11 protein-coding genes and 1 riboswitch are annotated in these 15,120 nt (G+C 73.7%); of the genes, 7 read left to right on the forward strand and 4 right to left on the reverse strand.

The window, feature by feature from the left end:
- The first annotated feature begins 7 nt into the window (after positions 1-7).
- The 3 genes from ADJ73_RS12165 to gcvP all read left to right on the forward strand — a co-directional run bounded on the left by ADJ73_RS12165 (position 8) and on the right by gcvP (position 4,452).
- Positions 8-517 carry a bifunctional nuclease family protein gene (locus ADJ73_RS12165; protein ID WP_050348476.1) on the forward strand — a complete coding sequence of 170 codons (510 nt, stop codon included), beginning with the start codon at positions 8-10 and terminating at the stop codon, positions 515-517.
- A 209-nt stretch (positions 518-726) separates the two neighbouring features.
- Positions 727-1,305, forward strand: a complete 579-nt coding sequence (locus tag ADJ73_RS12170) for a MerR family transcriptional regulator (protein WP_050348477.1) — start codon at positions 727-729, stop codon at positions 1,303-1,305.
- Positions 1,306-1,340: 35 nt separating this feature from the next.
- Positions 1,341-1,472, forward strand: a riboswitch (glycine riboswitch).
- Positions 1,473-1,569: 97 nt separating this feature from the next.
- Positions 1,570-4,452 carry an aminomethyl-transferring glycine dehydrogenase gene (gcvP, locus tag ADJ73_RS12175; RefSeq protein ID WP_050348478.1) on the forward strand — a complete coding sequence of 961 codons (2,883 nt, stop codon included), beginning with the start codon at positions 1,570-1,572 and terminating at the stop codon, positions 4,450-4,452.
- A 388-nt stretch (positions 4,453-4,840) separates the two neighbouring features.
- Here the strand turns inward: gcvP and ADJ73_RS12180 are convergent, their stop codons facing one another.
- Positions 4,841-5,701 carry a helix-turn-helix domain-containing protein gene (locus tag ADJ73_RS12180; RefSeq protein WP_156188225.1) on the reverse strand — a complete coding sequence of 287 codons (861 nt, stop codon included), beginning with the start codon at positions 5,699-5,701 and terminating at the stop codon, positions 4,841-4,843.
- Positions 5,702-5,726: 25 nt separating this feature from the next.
- On the opposite strand from ADJ73_RS12180, the gene ADJ73_RS12185 reads away from it, so the two are divergent.
- The 3 genes from ADJ73_RS12185 (at position 5,727) to ADJ73_RS17340 (ending at position 8,979) form a co-directional block, all read left to right on the forward strand.
- Positions 5,727-6,143 carry a DUF3224 domain-containing protein gene (locus ADJ73_RS12185; protein WP_253272566.1) on the forward strand — a complete coding sequence of 139 codons (417 nt, stop codon included), beginning with the start codon at positions 5,727-5,729 and terminating at the stop codon, positions 6,141-6,143.
- Between the two features lie 78 nt (positions 6,144-6,221).
- A complete protein-coding gene (locus ADJ73_RS17335; RefSeq protein WP_216593633.1) occupies positions 6,222-7,394 on the forward strand; it encodes a GNAT family N-acetyltransferase in 1,173 nt (390 codons plus the stop codon).
- Positions 7,395-7,425: 31 nt separating this feature from the next.
- Complete coding sequence (locus ADJ73_RS17340; RefSeq protein ID WP_156188226.1) at positions 7,426-8,979, forward strand: DUF3626 domain-containing protein; 1,554 nt, start codon at positions 7,426-7,428, stop codon at positions 8,977-8,979.
- A gap of 45 nt (positions 8,980-9,024) precedes the next feature.
- Here the strand turns inward: ADJ73_RS17340 and ADJ73_RS17865 are convergent, their stop codons facing one another.
- The 3 genes from ADJ73_RS17865 to ADJ73_RS12210 form a co-directional block, all read right to left on the reverse strand.
- Positions 9,025-9,525: an SbcC/MukB-like Walker B domain-containing protein gene (locus ADJ73_RS17865; protein WP_156188325.1), complete on the reverse strand. Its 501-nt coding sequence runs from the start codon at positions 9,523-9,525 to the stop codon at positions 9,025-9,027.
- 101 nt (positions 9,526-9,626) lie between these two features.
- Positions 9,627-12,254, reverse strand: a complete 2,628-nt coding sequence (locus ADJ73_RS12205; RefSeq protein ID WP_050348480.1) for an AAA family ATPase — start codon at positions 12,252-12,254, stop codon at positions 9,627-9,629.
- On the reverse strand, positions 12,251-13,402 hold the full coding sequence (locus tag ADJ73_RS12210; RefSeq protein ID WP_050348481.1) for an exonuclease SbcCD subunit D: 1,152 nt from the start codon (positions 13,400-13,402) through the stop codon (positions 12,251-12,253). Before ADJ73_RS12210 ends, ADJ73_RS12205 begins: the two co-directional genes overlap by 4 nt.
- A 179-nt stretch (positions 13,403-13,581) precedes the next feature.
- On the opposite strand from ADJ73_RS12210, the gene ADJ73_RS12215 reads away from it, so the two are divergent.
- Complete coding sequence (locus ADJ73_RS12215; RefSeq protein WP_050348482.1) at positions 13,582-15,060, forward strand: glutamate-cysteine ligase family protein; 1,479 nt, start codon at positions 13,582-13,584, stop codon at positions 15,058-15,060.
- The last annotated feature ends 60 nt before the right edge of the window (positions 15,061-15,120 follow it).

A 15,120-nucleotide genomic window follows, 5' to 3' on the forward strand; every position in this document is an offset into this window, starting at 1 on the left:
TGACCTGGTGAAGCCGCTAGACGTCCTCGGGGTCCGGGTCGAGATGCCGACCAACAAGCCGATCGTCCTGCTCAAGGAGAGCGGGGGGCGCCGCTACCTGCCGATCTGGGTGGGCGCGGCCGAGGCCACGGCCATCGCCTACGCCCAGCAGGGGGTGCAGCCGCCGCGCCCGCTGACCCACGACCTCTTCGCGAGCACCATCACCGCGCTCGGGCGCAGCCTCACCCAGGTGCAGATCAGCGCCCTGCAGGACAGCTACTTCCGCGCCACCCTGGTCTTCGACGACGGCACCGAGGTCGACGCCCGGGCCTCCGACGCGATCGCGCTGGCGCTGCGGACCGCCACCGAGGTCGTCACCACCGAGGACCTCCTGGAGCAGGCCGGCGTCACCCTCGCCGACGAGGAGGGCGGCGAGGAGCAGGCCGACGAGCTCGAGCGGTTCCGCGAGTTCCTCGACCAGGTCACCCCCGAGGACTTCGAGGGCCACGAGGACGAGGGCCCCCACGAGTCCGTATGACGAGCCGCCGTGCGACGAGCGGGCGGTCCCGGCATACGGGTCTGGTGCTCCTGGGCGGGTTTGTCCTGGTGAGGGCCCGACACGCGAGACCGCGGCGAGGCCCGGGTGATTGACGACCCCCCAGGGGGGACGTACCGTCGAGACGGAGCCTGACCGGACCGCGACCAGCGGGGACCCGAGAGCGGGCGCGAGCGCGCAGGGGAGGGGCCGTGGGTCCGGAGCACACCGACCGGCCGGTCACACGCACCGCGTCGCAGGGGCTGCTCTTCGACGACGACCTGCCGGAGCTCTCCGAGGACATCGGCTACCGCGGCCCCACCGCCTGCAAGGCCGCCGGCATCACCTACCGCCAGCTCGACTACTGGGCCCGCACCGGGCTCGTGGAGCCCTCGGTGCGCGGCGCGACCGGGTCGGGCACGCAGCGGCTCTACGGCTTCCGCGACATCCTGGTGCTCAAGGTGGTCAAGCGGCTGCTCGACACCGGCGTCTCGCTGCAGCAGATCCGGGTCGCCATCGCCACGCTGCGCGAGCGCGGCGTGGAGGACCTGGCGCAGATCACGCTGATGAGCGACGGTGCCTCGGTCTACGAGTGCACCTCCGCCGACGAGGTCATCGACCTGGTCCAGGGCGGGCAGGGCGTCTTCGGCATCGCCGTCGGCCGGGTCTGGCGCGAGATCGAGGGCGAGCTGGCGTCGCTGCCGTCGGAGCGCTTCGAGGACGACGACAACGCGCCCGACTTCCCCGGCGACGAGCTCGGCGCCCGCCGCCGCGCGCGCCACGCCGGCTGACCGGACCCACCGCCCTGCTAGGGTGAGCCTGCTGATCACCTCACGCGGGAGAGCTCCCGCGACGTGAGGTCGTCCCGGTCGCGACGGCGCGGGGGACCGAGCGTCGGCGGGGCGCCGAAGGGGCAACATCCCCGGAACCTCTCAGGCACCAGGACCGCGTGGGCAGGCACCTTGGAGGCGCGTCACCGTGGCGCCGACTGGCGGGGACGGCTGCACCGAGCGGTGCGGCCGGCTCGCCACCCGTCCTGCCCCGAGGAGCCTGCCGTGAGCGCAGACAGCACCACCACCGTGCCGGAGTTCGTCTCCCGCCACATCGGTCCGCGCGAGGACGACGTCGCGCAGATGCTCGAGGTCATCGGCCAGCCGAGCGTCGAGGAGCTCATCGCGCGCACCGCCCCCGCCGCGATCCTCGGCGGCCCCGCGCTGGCGCTGGAGGGGGCGCCCACCGAGCAGGCCGTCACCGCCGAGCTGCGCGCCATCGCCGACCGCAACCAGGTGCGCACGTCGCTGATCGGGCTCGGCTACTACGGCACGATCACCCCGCCCGTGGTCAAGCGCAACGTGCTGGAGAATCCCGGCTGGTACACCGCCTACACGCCCTACCAGCCCGAGATCAGCCAGGGCCGGCTCGAGGCGCTGCTCAACTTCCAGACCATGGTCAACGACCTGACCGGCCTGGACATCGCCAACTCCTCGCTGCTCGACGAGGGCACCGCCGCCGCCGAGGCCATGACCCTGATGCGCCGGTCCTCCAAGGCCGCCAAGGACGCCGTGCTGCTCGTCGACGCGCAGGTGCTGCCGCAGTCCTACGCCGTCATCGCCACCCGCGCCCGCCCGCTCGGCATCGAGGTGCTGCGCACCGACCTGTCCGAGGTCGCCTCCGCCGCCGACCTCGAGCAGGCCGTGGGGGGCAAGGCGGTCTTCGGCGTCGTCGTGCAGTACCCCGGCGCGGACGGAGCCGTCCGTGACTGGCGCGCCCTCGCCGACGCCGCCCACGAGTCCAAGGCCCTCGTCACGGCGGCCACCGACCTGCTCGCGCTGACCCTGCTGACGCCGCCCGGGGAGTGGGGCGCGGACATCGCAGTCGGCAACTCCCAGCGGTTCGGCGTGCCGATGGGCTTCGGCGGGCCCCACGCCGGCTTCATGTCGGTGCGCAAGGGGCTGGAGCGCTCGATGCCTGGGCGTCTCGTCGGGGTGTCGGTGGACGAGGCGGGGGCACCGGCATACCGGCTGGCGCTGCAGACCCGCGAGCAGCACATCCGGCGCGAGAAGGCCACCTCCAACATCTGCACCGCGCAGGTGCTGCTGGCCGTCCTGGCATCGATGTATGCCGTCTGGCACGGCCCGGCGGGGCTGCGCGCCATCGCCGAGCGGGTGCACCGCCACACCCAGGCCGCGCGCAAGGCGCTGGTGGCGGCGTCCGTGGACGTGCGCACCGACTGCTTCTTCGACACGCTGACCGTGCGGGTGCCGGGGCGGGCCGACGAGGTCCTGGCCGCCGCCCTCGAGCGCGGCATCAACCTGTGGCGCGTCGACGCCGACACGGTGCAGGTGTCCTTCGACGAGACCACCGACCGCGCCCAGGTGGAGGCGGTGGTCGAGGCGTTCGGCGCGACCTTCTCCGGGGCCGTCCCGGCCGACTTCGAGTCGACCTGGCCGCAGGCGCTGGTGCGGACCAGCGACTACCTCACGCACGAGGTGTTCAACTCCTACCGCTCCGAGACCGCGATGCTGCGCTACCTGCGGCGGCTGTCCGACCGGGACTACGCGCTCGACCGCGGCATGATCCCGCTCGGCTCGTGCACCATGAAGCTCAACGCCACCACCGAGATGGAGCCCATCACCTGGCCGGAGTTCGGGTCGCTGCACCCCTTCGTGCCGGCGGACCAGTCCGCGGGCTCCCGCAAGATCGTCGCCGACCTGCAGCAGTGGCTCGTCGAGATCACCGGGTACGACGCCGTGTCGATGCAGCCCAACTCCGGCGCGTCCGGCGAGCTGGCGGGGCTCCTGGCGATCCGCTCCTACCACCAGGCCGGTGGTCAGGGCGAGCGCGACATCTGCCTGATCCCGTCCAGCGCCCACGGCACCAACGCCGCCTCGGCGGTGATGGCCGGATTCAAGGTCGTGGTCATCAAGTCCACCGCCGAGGGCTCCATCGACATGGAGGACCTGCGGGGCAAGGTCAAGGAGCACTGCGAGCGGCTCGCCGCGATCATGGTGACCTACCCGTCCACCCACGGCGTCTACGAGGACACCATCGTCGAGCTGTGCGAGCTCGTGCACGAGGCCGGCGGTCAGGTCTACGTCGACGGCGCCAACATGAACGCCCTCGTCGGTGTCGCCCGCCCCGGGAAGTTCGGGGCCGACGTGTCGCACCTCAACCTGCACAAGACCTTCTGCATCCCGCACGGCGGCGGCGGGCCGGGGGTGGGGCCGATCGGTGTGCGGGCGCACCTGGCGCCATACGTGCCCAACCACCCGCTCGCGGCGGAGGCCGGCCCCGAGACCGGGTCCGGGCCGGCGGCGTCCGCGCCGTACGGCTCCGCGTCGATCCTGCCGATCTCGTGGGCCTACATCCGGCTCATGGGTGGGGAGGGTCTGCGGCAGGCGACGCTGGCGGCCGTGCTCAACGCCAATTACATCGCGGCGCGGCTGCGCGACCACTACCCGGTGCTCTACAGCCAGGACGGCCTGGTCGCCCACGAGTGCATCCTCGACCTGCGCGGCATCACCCACGACACCGGCGTGACCGTCGACGACGTGGCGAAGCGGCTCATCGACTACGGGTTCCACGCGCCCACGATGTCCTTCCCGGTGGCGGGGACGCTGATGGTCGAGCCGACCGAGTCCGAGGACAAGGGCGAGCTGGACCGGTTCTGCGACGCGATGATCGCGATCAAGGCGGAGATCGACGAGGTCGGCTCGGGCGAGGTCGCGGCGGCCGATTCGGTGCTGCGGCACGCGCCCTACACTGCCGAGTCGCTGGCGGGGGAGTGGGACTACGGCTTCGACCGCGCGACGGCAGCGTTCCCGGCCGGCGTGGACCCGCGGGCGAAGTACTGGCCGGTGGTGCGCCGCATCGACGGGGCCTACGGCGACCGCAACCTGATCTGCTCGTGCCCGTCCCCCGAGGCCTTCGAGGACTGACGACGGCGCGAGGACACGAGCGACGCAGGAGCGAGGCCCGGAGCGCGGAGGAAGTCCGACCAGAGGGTTCGAGGACTGACGACGGCGCGAGGACACGAGCGACGCAGGAGCGAGGCCCGGAGCGCGGAGGAAGTCCGACCAGAGGGTTCGAGGACTGACGACGGCGCGAGGACACGAGCGACGCAGGAGCGGGGCCGGGGATCCGGCCCCGCTCGCGTGTCTCTGGGTGGTGTTGGTCTGGGGTTGTGTCCCCGGTCTTGGCGTGCAGTGCCGGTCTGGGGCTGCAGCTGGAGACCGGGGATGGCCAGGTAGACGGGGGACGGGCGCGGAGACGGGGAATGGCAGGAGCGGGGCGGGGAGCCCGAAAAACCTACCGCCGGTAGGGGTGTCAGTCGCGGACGGGGTGGCCGGCTCGGTAGGCGCTCGGTGCGATCCCGACGAATCGCGTGAACTCCCGCGCGAGGTGCGCCTGGTCGAAGAACCCTAGCCGGGCGGCGAGGTCGGCCAGCGTCTCCTCGGTGCGCCGGTCGAGGGCGTGGACGGCGTCCTGCAGGCGGTACCGCGTGATCGCCTGCTTGGGGCTCACCCCGACGAATCGGCGGAACAGCCGTTGCAGGGTGCGTTCGGTCGGCCCGCTCACCGCGCCGAGCGCGGCCACGGTGGTGAGGCCGTCGTCCTCGGCGATCCGCGCGACCAGGTCGCGAGCCTCGGCCCACGCCGGGTCCACCCGGTCCAGCAGCGGCGCCAGAGCCGCCTCGGCCGTATGCCGGAAGGCCGCGGGGTCACCGTCGTCGCGCACACCGGCATACGCGGCGACGACCATGGGGGGCAGCAGGTCCGTGGCCAGGACCGTGCGGTCGGTGAGGGCCGCAGCGGGGACGTCGGTGACGGCCGCCAGGGCGCCGGGATGGAACTTCGTCCCGAGGACGAAGCCCCGCCCCACCACGTCGACGTCGAACCGCCGCGTCGGGACGCCGGTGACCACGACGGCGTCATACGGCACGCCCGGCCGACCCGACCCCACCTCTCGGGTGAGGTTGTGGGAGAGGTTGGGGACCAGCGAGCTGGGGAAGCTGGTGCGCTCCGGCAGGTGCCACGAGAGCACCCAGTGCCGCTCGACGAGAACGGCCAGCGCCGGCCCGGGCGGGAGCGCCACCGGCGGAGCCACCGCGTCCTGGCGCGCCGGGTGCAGGACGACCCCCGGCGGGCGGGGCGGGCCGTCCCGTGTCGGGTCCGTCCAAGACGTCACGTAGCGATCCTGCCAGGCTGCCGTCATGGACATGACACAGATCATTGGAGAGTTCACCGTGGCCTCGGTGCAGCCGGTCGACTGGGCGCCGGAGGTGACGACGGCGCTGCCGACCGGGCACGCGCACATGGTCAAGGAGTTCACGGGCGCGATCGAGGGGCGGTCGATCACGCAGTTCGTCTTCGCCTTCGACGCCGAGACGACGACCGGCAGCTATGTGGCGATGGAGTCCTTCGAGGGGCGCATCGGGAAGCGGACCGGGACGGTGAACTTCTGGCACGCGGCGACCACGATCGACGGCGCGGACCGGCAGGACCCGCAGGGCACGATCGTGCCCCGGTCGGGGACCGGCGATCTCGCAGACCTGACGGGGAGCGTCGACATCCGCATCGACGCCGATGGCACCCACCACCTGGTGATCACGCCGAGCCCACAGCGCTGAGCCACCGCGGTGCTCGGGGCTCGACGCCCGGGGGTTACCCGCGTGCGCCGGGCCGTCGCCGCTGGCTAGGGTCGGTGGATGCACTCTGTCTGGCCGCAGCGCTACGCCGACCTGCTCCTGCGCGACGCGACGCCGAGCGACGTGGACGGGATGCTGCTCTGGCGCAACGATCCTCGCGTCAACGAGTGGATGATGCGCACCTCGGTCGACCCCGTGGACTTCCGTCAGGAGTGGCTGGGGGCGCCGACCAGCGACACCAACCACTCGTGCGTCGTCGAGCTCGACGGCGAGGTGGTGGCGATGGGCTTCCTGGAGATCGTCGACCACGGCGCGCACCCTGAGACGCCGAGCGGCGTCGAGGGGCTGATCGGCTACATCGTCCGGCCGGATCGCGCCGGGAAGGGCATTGCCAGCCGACTGACCCGGGGACTGGTGGCGGCAGCCTTCGACGACCTGGGGCTGCGGCGGGTCAAGGCCTTCTGCAACCGCGACAACCCCGCCTCCGCGCGGGTCCTGGAGAAGGCTCGTCTCCGGCGAGAGGAGCACGGCGTCGAGGACTCCTGGCACGCCGAGCACGGCTGGGTCGACGGGTATGGCTACGCGATCCTGGCGGAGGAGTGGCACGGAGAGGCCCGCGGCCTGCCCGAGATCCGGGACGCCTCGGCGCGCGTCGAACTGCGGCGGCCCCTCCCACCAGCGGTGGCGTGGGAGACGGGGGAGCGGCATACGGCCCGGCTCGTCGTCGGCGACGCGACCGAGGACGACGTCGCGCAGATGCTGCGCTATCGCAACCTGCCCGAGGTCGGGCGCTGGACGCTGCGCGCGCAGGTGGAGCCGGAGGCCTTCCGCCGGGCGTGGCTGGAGCCGGGGGAGGGCGACCGGTCCTTCGTGGCCAGGCTGCGCGGCAGGGTCGTCGGGAGCTGCACGGTCGAGGTGCGGGACGGCAGCGGCCAACCAGGCGGGCCCGTGCAGGGCTGCGAGGCGGAGATCGGCTACATCCTCGACCCGGCCTTCCATGGGCAGGGCTACGGCCGCGAGATCGCCGCGGCCGGGCTCGACCGGTGCTTCCGCGAGCTCGGGGTGCGGCGCGCCACAGCCGGTCTGTATGCCGACAACCTGGCCTCCGCGCGCCTCCTGTCCGGCCTCGGGCTGCGCCTGGAGCAGTACGGCGTCCGCGACTCCTGGCATCCCGACCACGGGTGGGTCGACGGCGCGACGTACGGCCTGCTGGCCCGGGAGTGGCGCTCGTGACCGCGCCGCACGGTCGTCGCCGAGGACCGCTGTGACGGGGGCGAGCCGGTGGGCGCGCGCCGCCGTGACGCACGTCGCGGGGCTGAGCAGCGGTCCCCCGCTGGACCGTTCGCTGCGGATCACGCTCAACTTCCACCCGGACCGCGGGCCGGTCGGCGACACCGTGGTGGACCGCCTGGCGCGAGAAGGCATCTACCGCAACCAGTTCGAGACCGGCACCAGCAACGGTGGTCTCACTGCTCACGTGGGTGGTGACCGGTTCCGTTGCGAGGCAGGGATCTTCGGGAGCGCGTATGACGACGCGCCCGCCTCCGAGCGTCCCCGGTACGGCGCGCTCAACCACCGCCGTCGCGGGGTCGGCGGGGCGGTCCGCTTCGGGTCGTCGCACCTGCGGCTCGCCGAGCACGTCCTGGACCGGGCCACCTTCTGCTTCCCGGACTCGTTCCGGGAGCCCAGCGACTTCGGCACCGCCCGACGGTTTGCCCTGCTGCCGCTCGCGGACGCCTTCGACAGCGTCGTGGCGCAGTGCCGCTCGGAGCAGGAGGAGGCTGAGCAGGGTGGGATCCTCGACGACTACGTCGAGGCTCACGTGCACGGCGTCGTGGCCCTGGCGGAGGACGTCGAGGCGGTGGTGCTCGACCCGGCATACCGGGGCACCGAGGTCGAGGAGTCGGCCATGGGGCTCGGGGTCCCGGTCGAGTGGCACGAGGGCCGGGTTCTCACCCTCTCCGAGCTGGAACGCCGCCGGTCGTACCGGGACCCGGACGCGACGGCCGTGGGGCGAGCGATCGCGCGGGACGGCCTCCTCGACGCGGCGATCATCGGCGCGGCGGCGCGCACCGGCCGGCACCACCCGCAGAGCATCAAGCAGCTGTGGCACCTGACGGCGCGGTTCGGGCGCCCGACACACGACTGGCTGACGACGACCCACGACTGGGGCACCTCGATCGACCACGGGCACCTCGCCGAGCAGCGCGCCCGCGCGGCGGCCCAGGGAGGCGTCAGCCTGCGTCACCTGCTGCTCGAGGTGCTCGCCTACCCGAGCGACGAGGCGCAGGCCCTGGGGCGTCGCGGTCGTGCGGTGGTGGCGTGGCACGCGGATGGTTCCGTGGAGATCAGCGACGACGGGCGGGGGACCGACACGCGTCGCGACGACGCGGGACGGGTCGTGCGCAAGCCCGTGATGGCCACGCCGGACGTGCGGTTCGTCGACCCCGAGCAGGCGCCACGGCTCGCGGACGGTCTGCCGCGGGCGGGGATGTCGTCGGTGTCGGCCGTGTCGCGGTGGCTGGTGCACACCAACCGTCGAGGTGATGGGACGTGGTCGCAGCGCTACGACCACGGGGCGCCGACGACCCTGCTGACCGAGGTGGACGACCCGTCCCCGCACGGCCCGCCAGGCTCGGTGACCGGGACCAGCGTGAGATTCCTGCCGGACCCGACCTACGTCCAGCACGTCGCCTCGGACCGTCACGCCCTGGACGCTCACGCCCTGGACGCTCACGCCCTGGACGCTCACGTCCTGGACCTTCGCGCCCTGGGTCCGCAGACGTGGCTCGACGTCGTCCTGCACGACCAGCGCTGACCGGACCGGGCGACCGGACCACGCCAGCTCGGCGCCCTCCTCGACCTAGGCGACGTCGGGCTCGGCGCGCACCTCCAGGCTGGACCCCCGGTGGCCACGCTGCAGCCGGAGCTGGGCCGGGATGCGCTGGCGCAGCTCGAGGACGTGGCTGATGATGCCCACGCTGCGACCTCCCTCGCGCAGGCCGTCGAGGACCTCCATGACCTGCTCGAGCGCCTGCTCGTCCAGGGTCCCGAAGCCCTCGTCCACGAAGAGCGTGTCCAGGTCGATCCCGCCGCTCTCCGCGCGGACCGCGTCGCCGAGCCCGAGGGCCAGCGCGAGCGATGCCATGAACGTCTCGCCTCCGGACAGCGTCGCCGTGTCGCGAGCCTTCCCGCTCCACGCGTCGACCACCTGCAGGCCGAGACCGCTGCGGGCACCGTGCCGGGCCAGCTCGTCGGAGTGCCGCAGCTCGTAGCGCCCGTCGGTCATCCGGGAGAGCCGCTGGTTGGCGAGCGCCACCACCTCCTCCAGCCGCGCGGCGAGCACGTAGGTGGGCAGGCTCATGCGCTTGACGTTGTTGGCGCCGACCCCGGCGACGGTGTCGGCGACCTCGCGGATCACCTCGGCTCGGTGCACGGCCGGCCCCAGCCGGTCCAGCAGGTCCCTCACCGCGGCCGTATGCCGCTGCAACGCCTCCGCGCCGCTGCGGGCGAGGCCGACACGACCGGCCGCCTCCCGCGCCGTCGTCCGCGCGGCAGCGAGCTCCTCGGCCAGGGCGGCGAGGTCCGGGATCTCGGCCTCCAGCGCGGCAGCGACCTCGGGGTCGGCCAGCACCACGCGGGCAGCGTCCAGGGCGCGGTCGTGCTCGGCGACCTCACGCTGCAGCCGTGCCCGCTCGGCCGGGGGAGGGCGGCGGCGCGCACCGCCGCGGCGTCGGCGAAGTCGGGCTCGGCCAGCCGCTGCGCCAGGGCCTCGGCCGCTGCGGTCTCCTCCTGAGAGGCGTGGTCCGCCGTCCGCCGGGTCTCGTGCACGCGGCGCAGCCCCTCGACCGCGTCCCGCACCACGGTGACCACGGACCGCAGCAACCGGTCGTCGGGCGGTGCCTCACGACGCGGGTCGTCGGCGGCCACCGGCTCCAAGGCCAGCGCGTCGACCGCGACCAGGGCGTCGAGCAGCCGCCAGGCCTGCGTGCGCTCGTCGTCCCGGCGGGACTCCACCTCGGCCAGCCGCGACCGGGCGGCGGCCAGCTCGGCGGTCGCCCTGGCGTGGTCCTGACCGGCCCGGTCCACCCCGGCCTCGGCGGCGGCAACCGCGCGCGTCGCCGCCTCGAGCCGTGCTCCGGCAGCCTTCGCCCGGGCATGCTCGGCCCGCGCCGTCGTCAGCGCGGCGGCCACGCCGTCCCGGGGCAGGTCGTCGAGGGCCGACAGGCGGTCCTGCAGGTCCTGCTCGTGGGCGGTCAGTGTGGCGCGAGCGGACTCGAGCCCGGCCAGGGCGGCGGTCTCCCGGGACTGCGCCGCCCCCAGGGCCGCCTCGCCCTCCTGGACCGCGTCCTGGGTGACCCGCTCGGCCCGGTCACCCGTCGCAGGGAGCGGGTGCTCGGTGGCGCCGCACACCGGGCAGGGGTCGCCGTCGGTGAGGTCCAGGGCCAGCTCGGCCGCGAGGCCGTCGGCGCGGGCGCGGTGCAGGTCGGCGAGCAGCTGCTGCTGCCGGGTCCGCTCCTTCGTCGCCTGCTCGGCGGCGGTCGTCGCACGCTCCACGGACGTGGCGTCGCGCGCCACCGTCTCGAGCCGGGTCCCCGCCTCCTCGAGCTGCTGCACCCGGGCCCGCAACCCGGCCTCGTCGTGGGCCTCGGCGGTCAGGGCAGCGACGTCGGCCTTGGCGGACGTCAGGGCGTCTCGGGTGACGGTCACCCCCAGCTCGGCCTGCTCCACGCGCGTGGCGGACCTGGCGAGGGCGGCGTGGGCCTCGTCCACGGTGCCCACGGTCGCGCGGGCACGGACGACCTGCTCGCCGAGCCGGCCCGCGACCTCGGCGGCGGCCTCCACCTGCTCGTCCAGCGCGCGCAACGCCTCGGCGCCGGGCAGTGCCTCGTGCGGCCGCGCCGTGCCGCCCAGCGCGGCCCGCAGCGCGTCCGGCAACGCCGCCAGGGCGAGGTCACGCTCGTCCCGGGCGGCGGCGGCCGCGGCGGCCCGGTCGGTCGCGGCCACCACGTAGGGGAGGAGCTCGCCGGCCTGGGCGGCCTCCTGCACCCGCTGCCGCGCCGACTCGATGTCCTCGGCGCGGGCCAGCAGGTCCGTGGCGGAACGGGTGGCGGCGTCGCCCTTGCGGCGGAGCTCGACCACCCGCCGGCCCGCCTCGTCGGCCGCGGCCGCCCGCTCGCGCCGGGCCTCGTGCCCGCCGGCCTCCTGCTCGACCTGCTCCACGACCTGCGCGACGGTCTCGACGAGCCGCGCGAGGGCGCCGCCGACGACCTCCGGGTCGGTGGCGTCCGGGTCCACGAGCTCGGCACCACCCGGCGCCGCGTGCTCCCCAGCCGACGGCGCCACGAGCTTGGCACCACCCGGCGCTGCGAGGTCACCAGAGCCCCCTTCCTCCGCCTCGGGGTCGGGGAGCACGGACAGCACCTGGGCCGCGGCGTCGTTGACCCGCGTCAGCGTCGACCGCAGCTCCTCGCGGCCGTCCCGCACCTCGGCCTCGGCGTCGCGCCGGTGCCCCTCGAGCCACCGCTGCACCTGCTCGAAGCGACCGGTGTCGAAGAGCCGCTGCAGGATCGCTGCCCGGTCCTCGGTCGAGGCGCGCAGGAACCGGGCGAAGTCGCCCTGGGGGAGCAGCACCACCGTCGCGAACTGCTCCAGCCCGAGCCCCAGCAGCTCGCGCACCAGCGCGGCCACCTCGTCGGCCCGCCCGGAGCCCCGGTCGACCCAGGCGCCGTCGACGAGCTCGGTCATCACGACCTTGTGCTGCTGCCTGGTGGTGCCGGAGCCCCGCTTCTTGGGGCGCTCGAACTCGGGGGAGCGGACGATCCGCAGCCGGCGCGCCCCGACGGACCACTCCAGCTCGACCTGCGGCACCACGTCGAGCGGGGCGTGGTCCGACCGCAGCGCGCCCTTGGGGCGGGCTCCCGGGATGTCGCCGTAGAGCGCGAAGCAGATCGCGTCGAGCAGCGAGGTCTTGCCGGCGCCCGTCGGCCCGTTGATCAGGAACAGCCCGGCCGCCCCCAACGCGTCCAGGTCGACCTCCACCGTGTCCGCGAACGGCCCGAACGCCGTCGCCCGCAGCGAGTGCAGTCTCATCGTGTCCCCTCCCCGCTGGTCGAGACCCGCACGGCCTCCACCGCCTGCCGGACCACCGCCTGCTCGGCACGGCTCGCCGCCGCGCCTCCACGGACGTGCTCCAGGAAACCGTCGACCAGCTCCAGGTCGCTGGCCACGCGCACCCGCGAGGCATAGCTGGCCTGCTCCCGCTGCGGCAGGCCCTGGGGGTCGAACTGCAACGACAGGGTCAGCGGGAACCGCGCCCGGACCTTGTCGATCGCGTCGAGCGGGCGCACCTGGTCGGTCAAGGTCACCTGGCAGTAGGACCGCTCCGCGGCCTGGTGCTCCGGGGCGCGCAGCAGCTCGTCGAGCTCGCCGCGCAGGATCGCCAGCGGGGTGTGCACCGGCGCGGTCACCCCCTCCACGTGCAGCGCCTCGCCGCGGCGCTCGGGCAGGTCCACCAACCAGGAGGACTTCGTGTGCCGGGCCTCGGAGAAGCTCATCGCGATCGGCGACCCGGAGTAGCGGACCCGCTCGTCGAGGGTCTGCCGCCCGTGCAGGTGACCCAGCCCCACGTAGTCGGCCTCGCGGTACAGCGACAACGGGACGTCGCCGACGCCCCCCACCGCGATGTCGCGCTCGCTGTCGCTGGCCTCCCCGCCGGTGACGAACGCGTGGGAGAGCACCACGACCGGGCCCTCGTGCCGCTCGGCGTCGCGCGCGACCCGCGACAGCGCGGTGGACAGGACCCCGTGGTGCGATCGCTCGCACTCGTCCAGCTCGGCGGCCACCACGGTCGGCTCGAGGTAGGGCAGGGCGTAGATGCGGGTGCCGGCCACGTCGATGGGCCGGGCGAGGTCGGCGACGGTGGTGCGCAGGTGCACCCCGGAGCGCTCCAGCAGCCGGCCACCGAAGCCGAGCCGGACCGCGGAGTCGTGGTTGCCGCTCGCCAGCACCACCTGGGCGCCGGCATCAGTGATCCGCCACAGCGCGTCGGACAGCAGCGCCACGGTCTGCGGCGCGGGCAGCGCCCGGTCGTAGACGTCCCCGGCCACCGCCACGACGTCGACCCGCTCCGAGCGCACGACGTCGACGAGGTGGTCGACGAACATCTCCTGCGCGGGCAGCAGGCCGACGTGGTGGAAGGAGCGGCCGAGGTGCCAGTCCGAGGTGTGCAGCATCCGCATGTCTCGCACTCTAGGAGCGACCACCGACAGACCCTGGGAGACGTGCCGCGAGACGGCAGCACGGCAGCGGCACGGCGGCGGCACGGCTGGTCGGCACCGAGGCTGCGGCATACGGCTGAGACGCGCCGGGACCCGGACACGACGGGCGCAGCGGCCCCGCATGTGTTCCCCTATGCGCCATGGGTCAGGAGATCACGGCCGGGCTCAACGCCCGCGAGCTGCGCCAGCGCTACCGCGAGAAGGTGAGGCAGTGCCTGGACGTGCTCGAGCGCATGCTCAGCCACCGCGACTTCGAGACGAGCGCGCCGATGGCCGGTCTCGAGGTGGAGATGAACCTCGTGGACGCCGACCAGCGCCCCAGCATGACCAACGACGTCGTGCTGGAGGCCATCGACGACCCGGTGTTCCAGACCGAGCTGGCGCGCTTCAACATCGAGCTCAACCTCGAGCCCCAGCCGCTCGCGGGGGACCGCCTGCACGTGCTCGAGGAGACGCTGCGCAAGCACGTCGGCGCCGCGCGGCAGAAGACGGGCGACACGGACATCGTGCTCGTGGGGATTCTGCCGACCCTGCTCAAGGAGCACCTCGACCGGGACAGCCTGACGCCCAGCCCGCGCTACCTCGCGCTCGACGAGGCCATCATGGAGGCCCGCGGCGAGGATCTGATCCTGGACATCGAGGGGCGCAGCGGGGAGCGCATCGCCACCTTCGTCGACACCATCGCCCCGGAGTCGGCGTGCACGTCGGTGCAGTGCCATCTGCAGGTCGCGCCGCGGGACTTCGCGGCGTTCTGGAACGCCGCCCAGGCCATCGCCGGCGTGCAGCTCGCGGTGGGCGCCAACTCCCCCTACCTCTTCGGTCAGCAGCTGTGGGCCGAGACCCGGATCCAGCTCTTCCACCAGGCGACGGACACCCGACCGATCGAGCTGCGCAACCAGGGGGTGCGGCCCCGGGTGTGGTTCGGGGAGCGGTGGGTGACCTCGATCTTCGACCTCTTCGAGGAGAACGTCCGCTACTTCCCGGCGCTGCTGCCCGAGGTCAGCGACGAGGACCCGGTGCAGGTCCTGGAGACGGGGGAGGCGCCCGCGCTGTCCGAGCTCAAGCTGCACAACGGCACTGTCTACCGCTGGAACCGGCCGATCTACGACACCGTCGACGGCAGGCCGCACCTGCGCGTGGAGAACCGCGTCCTGCCCGCCGGCCCGACCGTCGCCGACACGATCGCCAACGCCGCGTTCTACTACGGCCTGGTCAACGCGCTCGTCAGCGAGGAGCGCCCGCTGTGGTCCAAGATGAGCTTCACCGCGGCCAAGGAGAACTTCTTCGCCGGCGCCCGGCGCGGCTTCAACGCCAACCTCTACTGGCCCGGGCGCGGTGACGTGCCCGTCGACGAGCTGGTGCTGCGGCACCTGCTGCCGCTCGCGGACTCCGGCCTGGAGGGCTGGGGCGTCTCGGCCAAGGTCCGCGACCGTTACCTCGGGATCATCGAGGAGCGCTGCAAGGCCGAGCGCAACGGCGCGTCCTGGCAGGTCGCGTGCGTGGACCGGCTGCAGGAGCGCGGCGCCAACCGGGACGAGGCGCTGCGGCGCATGCTCTACCGCTACATCGAGCTCATGCACGAGGGCGAGCCGGTCCACACCTGGACCCTCCCGCGCTGACCGCCCGTATGCCGCCGCCCCCGCGCGGGCGGCATACGGCCTTGCCGGACCGCTGCGGTC

Source organism: Arsenicicoccus sp. oral taxon 190, assembly GCF_001189535.1.
GTDB lineage: Bacteria > Actinomycetota > Actinomycetes > Actinomycetales > Dermatophilaceae > Arsenicicoccus.